Annotated in this window: 7 protein-coding genes and 2 pseudogenes; 3 read left to right on the top strand and 6 right to left on the bottom strand. The window is 38.5% G+C overall.

Annotation, left to right across the window (positions count from 1 at the left end):
• A pseudogene (locus tag AC1DUW_RS19880) lies at positions 1-394 on the bottom strand (hypothetical protein); the annotation flags it as partial.
• Positions 384-1181: a patatin-like phospholipase family protein gene (locus AC1DUW_RS19875; RefSeq protein ID WP_053345219.1), complete on the bottom strand. Its 798-nt coding sequence runs from the start codon at positions 1179-1181 to the stop codon at positions 384-386. The gene AC1DUW_RS19875 and the pseudogene AC1DUW_RS19880, both read right to left, overlap by 11 nt.
• Positions 1182-1494: 313 nt before the next feature.
• Between AC1DUW_RS19875 and ylbJ the strand changes: the two genes are divergently transcribed.
• Positions 1495-2715: a sporulation integral membrane protein YlbJ gene (gene ylbJ, locus AC1DUW_RS19870; RefSeq protein ID WP_053345218.1), complete on the top strand. Its 1221-nt coding sequence runs from the start codon at positions 1495-1497 to the stop codon at positions 2713-2715.
• A gap of 42 nt (positions 2716-2757) precedes the next feature.
• Here the strand turns inward: ylbJ and coaD are convergent, their stop codons facing one another.
• Positions 2758-3249, bottom strand: coding sequence for a pantetheine-phosphate adenylyltransferase (gene coaD / locus AC1DUW_RS19865; RefSeq protein WP_053345217.1), 492 nt, complete (start codon positions 3247-3249; stop codon positions 2758-2760).
• On the bottom strand, positions 3250-3825 hold the full coding sequence (gene rsmD / locus AC1DUW_RS19860; RefSeq protein ID WP_053345216.1) for a 16S rRNA (guanine(966)-N(2))-methyltransferase RsmD: 576 nt from the start codon (positions 3823-3825) through the stop codon (positions 3250-3252).
• A 480-nt stretch (positions 3826-4305) separates the two neighbouring features.
• On the opposite strand from rsmD, the gene AC1DUW_RS19855 reads away from it, so the two are divergent.
• Complete coding sequence (locus AC1DUW_RS19855; RefSeq protein ID WP_053345215.1) at positions 4306-4695, top strand: DUF7147 family protein; 390 nt, start codon at positions 4306-4308, stop codon at positions 4693-4695.
• Between the two features lie 54 nt (positions 4696-4749).
• Here AC1DUW_RS19855 and AC1DUW_RS19850 read toward each other — a convergent pair whose 3' ends face one another.
• A complete protein-coding gene (locus AC1DUW_RS19850; protein ID WP_048684554.1) occupies positions 4750-5025 on the bottom strand; it encodes a YlbG family protein in 276 nt (91 codons plus the stop codon).
• Positions 5026-5163: 138 nt separating this feature from the next.
• Between AC1DUW_RS19850 and AC1DUW_RS19845 the strand changes: the two genes are divergently transcribed.
• A complete protein-coding gene (locus tag AC1DUW_RS19845) occupies positions 5164-5487 on the top strand; it encodes a hypothetical protein (protein ID WP_053345214.1) in 324 nt (107 codons plus the stop codon).
• A 46-nt stretch (positions 5488-5533) separates the two neighbouring features.
• Here AC1DUW_RS19845 and AC1DUW_RS19840 read toward each other — a convergent pair.
• Positions 5534-5705: pseudogene (locus AC1DUW_RS19840) on the bottom strand (hypothetical protein); the annotation flags it as partial.

Here is a 5705-nt window from a genome sequence, read left to right as displayed (position 1 = left end):
CATATACACCTAAGTACTCGTAATCCACTTCTTTCCCTGCTTTTTCATAAGCTATTTGGATTGCATTATTTTTAGAACCGTCCATTAAATGCAACTGCCTAATATTATATTCTTCATCGGTTTCATCCTCGCTACGAATCGATGTCTCCGGATAAATTTCCTGATAATCACTCCACTTTGCCAGCATATAGGAATAAATATTAGCCTTGCCCATCCTTACCGTGGTCAGCATAAAGCTACCTTCCGCTTCATCACCGCCGGAAACCTCAATTATTGGCTCTAATTCTTTAGCCATTCCTGGTTTTGACACATAATAAGGTAGGGTATAAAGAGCAGATGCTATCAGTAGTATAGCGGCCACCAGGAAAGTGCGTACATACATTTTACGGTTCATCTTCAAATGACTCCTTCCAAGTAACAATGCTTTGCTTAATTTGATCGATCTTTCCTCTTGCAGCTTCTTCTCCAATACTAATTATCTCCTGTATGTTTGTAAATGATTTCGAGCTGTATTTCTCAACCCTAGGGCGGATCATGACGTCTGAGGCAAACTCCCTGCTTTTAACCAATTCCATTTGAAGGATATCGAGGCTTTGCATGATAACATCATAGATAGAGTTTATCTCCATATCTTGTTTAACATGAGCGACATCTACTCCTATTATGATATCCGCTCCCATATCCTTCACTACAGAAACAGGAACCCTGTCAACAACGCCTCCATCGACAAGAAGTCTATTTCCGATTTTTTCCGGAATGAAGATGCCAGGAATTGAGATGCTTGCTCTGACAGCAGGGGCAATAGGACCTTCCTGAAAAATGACTTTTTCTCCAGTTTTTATATCCGTAGCAACCACTGCTACAGGAATATCAAGTTCTTCAAATTTCTTTCCATATGTAAATACCCTAATTAAATCTTTTGTCCGTTTACCTGAAATGAAACCCATTTTAGGTATTGTAAAGTCTAAATAATATTTTCGTTTAAAAGCCCTCGACAGCTTATAGAGCCTCTCAATATCTGAACCTGCGCCATAAAAGGCAGCAACCATCGCCCCCATGCTGCTTCCAGCAATCATATCTATCGGAATGCCTTCTTGCTTCAACACCTTTATCACGCCAATATGGGCAAAGCCTCTTGCTCCTCCAGACCCAAGTGCAAGCCCAATCTTTGGTTTTGACAAAGAAATCCCCCCTCTCTGTAAGAAGTTCAAAATATTGAAATAACACTCATACAAAGTTATGGTCTTAAACAGATTTATAGAAGCATATTGTTTATATTGACAGTGAAACAAGCATGGTAGCACGAACAAAGACTCCCAATGTAATGAAATTGAAATATTACAGCCATTTCTAGTACTTAGTATCTTCATTTTATCATGTTTTTACAATCGATAACCCATACGGTGCATTACTTTTCGAGAAARGGAAGTTCGTATTTTATATATACGAAACGAACTGCCCTTATTTAGTATCCCTTCAAGAGGAGGCTGAACTTTGCTTAAATCAAAATCTAAAACAGTATTATTAGCTCTCACCGTCACGATGATGACAATTGGCTTAATCATTTTCCCCCAGGAATCTTTTGAAGCTTCCAAAGGTGGGCTGAATATGTGGTGGAAAATTGTTTTTCCTTCTCTCCTACCCTTCTTAATTTTCTCAGAGTTATTAATCAGTTTTGGTGTTGTCAGATTCATTGGAGTCATACTCGAGCCGTTCATGCGCCCTTTATTTCGAGTACCCGGAGTGGGCGGTTTTGTCTGGGCGATGGGACTTGCCTCTGGGTTTCCAGCCGGAGCCAAATTCACCGTAAGGCTTCGTCAAGAGAAACAGGTGACCCGCATTGAGGCTGAAAGACTTGTTTGCTTTACTAATTCATCAAATCCATTATTCCTGTTTGTTGCCGTTGCTGTAGGGTTCTTCCATAATCCTCAATTAGGTATCATCCTTGCACTCTCCCACTACCTAGGAAATTTTTGTGTAGGAATTTTAATGCGCTTTTACCGTTGGAAAGAGGAAAAGTCCCAGTCGAAAGGAATCACCAAACTACCTTCCATTAGACAAGCCTTTAGCCAGATGCATCGAACCAGGCTAAAAGAAACGAGACCATTTGGAAGTTTGCTTGGAGATGCTGTTCTATCCTCCATCCAAACTCTTCTAATGATCGGTGGATTCATCATTCTTTTTTCGGTAGTCAATAAACTTTTATTTCATATGAATATTACCGGACTGCTAGCCTCGTGGGTCGGAGGAATATTACATATTATGAATTTCCCTGATTCTTTAAGCCTCCCGTTTATTTCAGGGTTGTTTGAAATGACTCTTGGCTCAAAATTAACCAGTTCAGTCGAAAATGCGAGCCTCCTTCAGCAGACTGTAATGACAAGTTTCATCCTAGCTTTCAATGGATTCAGCATTCAGGCGCAAGTAGCCAGTATTATAGCCGCATCAGACATTCGGTTCATGCCATTTTTTCTAGCTAGAATTGCACATGGTTTTCTTGCATCCATTTTCACTGTATTACTTTGGGGGCCATTCTATAAAGGCAATAATTACAGCGGCAACCCATTCAATGCCTTCCCAGTCAGTGGATCGACAGGTGAACGTGCAAGCTCTCTTTATCAGAATATGCTTGATTTTGGCCCGTTGTTAACCCTCGCTTTTTTAACCCTTTACATCATGATATTCGCCAAACGACTATTCAAAGGACTTTCTTAAATAGAAAAAAGAGCATTGCCTAGGTCGGCAATGCTCTTTTTTCTATTCTTTTTGTTGCTCATACTTCTTAGTCAAGGCTTTTTGGACGACAGGAGGCACTAGTTCAGAAATATCACCGCCATATTTCGCAACCTCTTTCACGATACTTGAACTCAAGAAAGAATATTGATTTTTCGTCATGATAAAGAACGATTCTATGTTATTGTTCAGGAAACGGTTCATTGAAGTTCCCTGCATTTCATATTCAAAGTCAGAAGTCGCCCGTAATCCTCGGATAATCGCATTCGCGGAAACGCTTTCAGCATAATCGACCGTCAGTCCCTGATAGAAATCCACCTTAACATTTGGCATATGAGCCGTTGCTTCTGTAATTAACTCCAGCCTTTCTTCTACAGTAAACAATGAATTTTTTGCTGAATTGTTCACAATGACCACATATACCTCATCAAACACATTCGCTCCCCTCTGAATGATATCAAGATGACCAAATGTGATTGGATCAAAACTTCCCGGACAAATCGCTATTTTTGACATTCATAGTTCCCCCTGTTCGTTTACGTTCCCCCAATGATAAATCGTAACAGCAATGACACCATAAACTTCTTTTCTCTTAACAGTAAAGTCGCCAACTTGCTCAGGCAATGTAACATCATGGCCATGCTCACAAACAATATACCCCGTATTGCTTAGCAATCGGTTTTTATGTATTTCTTCAAGTAAATCTACAAGCTTTTGTTTCTTATAAGGTGGATCAAGAAAGATTAATTGAAAAGTTATTTCCCTTTTCACCAAAGCTTTCAATGCACGTTCTGAATCATTTTTGTAAACCTCTGCACGGTCTGAAAACTTACATATCTCCAAATTTGCCTTAACCGTTTGATTTGCTTTAAAGTCTCGGTCTACAAATATGGCTTTATCCATTCCCCTGCTTAATGCTTCAATTCCTAGTCCACCGCTACCAGCAAACAAGTCAAGTACGAGCCCACCTTCGAAATAAGGACCAATCATATTAAAAATGGATTCTTTAACTTTATCCGTAGTCGGCCGGGTTCCTGTTCCCGGTACAGCCTTTAGTGGTCTTCCTTTACAAATTCCAGAAACGACCCTCATCATTCTCACCACATTTTATGACAAATTTCTGTTACTTTCCTATCCTAACATATTAGAAAAAGCTAGCCAATAATAAAAGCCAATTCCTTCTTCCTAAGTCAAACATCAAATTATATTTTCCTACACCCAATTACAACACCTATTCTTCATCCATTCTTTTTATAAATCTCTTACATTTTGAATATTTAAGTTGTATTTGGCAATAATGTGAATAACAACATTCCTTATTAGGTGTTGTTGCCAACCGCGGAGAAGGCTTACGTTTCCCCATAAGTTCTTCCTCCGGTTTCTCCTCTCCCTTTGCCTTCTAGTCCTAAGTTAGACATAGAAGGACCCTGCAGATTTTTGCAGGGCTTTTTTTTTTTGATAAACCTCCATTACTCGTGGGGCTTTGTCATGATTAGACAATGAAATTGTCCTTCTCTTTTAAAGGAGATAATGATAAAGTAATGAATAATAAGTTAGTTAGGAGAGGTTTAATTGATTCAACGTTTTATTGAACTTGGACAAGGATATTCTGATATATATGAGCTGCTTGAAGTAGGACGCAATCAAAAGCATCGTGTTGCAAGGCTTTTATCTCTACACACTACGATAAATGATAAAAAAGTAACTTCATTAGTTATTGTCATGCAACCTACAGATCCAGGGAAATTCCAGCCGCTTTATATTTGCCGTGAAGGAATTCCGAACCCTCATGTTACCGTAAACAAACGCTATGAGCTTTTTGAGAAACTAGCAGAGGAACTAGATAAATCCATTATTGAAATCGATGTAAAATCTTCGGTCCTCTTTGCAGAAATCGAGTTATACTATCAGCATTTGATTGGTATATTACGAATGAATAGATATCTGCCTCCATTAGGTTGAAGAAAAATAAATGTCCCGAATTAAAAAAGCTGACTCCGCATGAGTCAGCTTTTTTTAAATTCCCATCTTATAATCATATTCTTTCGCTTTATCTGGTTTGGAGTTTTCAAATTCCACTTTCAAAAAAGGCTTATAAGATAGGTCCACTTTTTTTACAAACGAATAATTATTCAGCTTTTCTACCAGTGGTTCGACTTCATCCATGTTTGTATAAAGGACTACATATTTCAATTTTTTTGAAACATAATGGATATTCCCGAATTTCCTAAGCATTTTGGCTTGTTTTAATGTATGTAAATAGACGATAATTCCTTGTCTCGCTCCAAGCATATCAATAACTCCCTTTTATAAAGGTTTTAACTAAGTTTAGCATAGCAGAATCTGTACTTTCAACCAAGAAAAAAAGATTATAAACTAAATTCTCTTACTATTATGAATATAGATAATAAGAAAGGAGCCGAAAAAGAGATGGATTTAGACCCAATCTGGAATCAATTTATCGGACATCTAGTAGATAATGAAGAGATAAGCCAAGCCTCGCTAAAGAAAATTACGGGCATTCCATTTATATATATTCATTATTCTCAGAAGGAAAACGAAAAAAATAATCTCTTTCTCTTAATAAAAAAAGCAGCAAGCCGTTCAATGCGAGGCAAGCAACTCCATTGCGAAACCATTTTCGTCCGCCAGGAAAACCAATTATTTGTATTCCGCCACCGTTTTTATGTACCACAACAAAAGATGTTTTGCTGTGGGAATCTCTGTCCGGACTGCATCTTGTTTAGAAGTTAACACTGCTATAAAAAAAAAAAGCCTGGAAGGACCAGGCTTTTTCCTATTAAGCAGAGCATCCACAACTTCCACCAGTACCGCAACTTCCGGTTGAGCATCCACCTGAAGATACAAAAAATGGATTTCCCGCAGGGGTTTTAACCTGCTCAGAAACTGCCCGGCCAATTCGACCGCTGATTTCGTCAAGAACGGATTGCAATTCCGTCTCTGCCCTCTTA

The organism is Peribacillus sp. P4_C12 (assembly GCF_056402095.1).
Note: the sequence above shows the minus strand (reverse complement) of the source record. Positions and strands in the feature narration are given on the sequence as shown.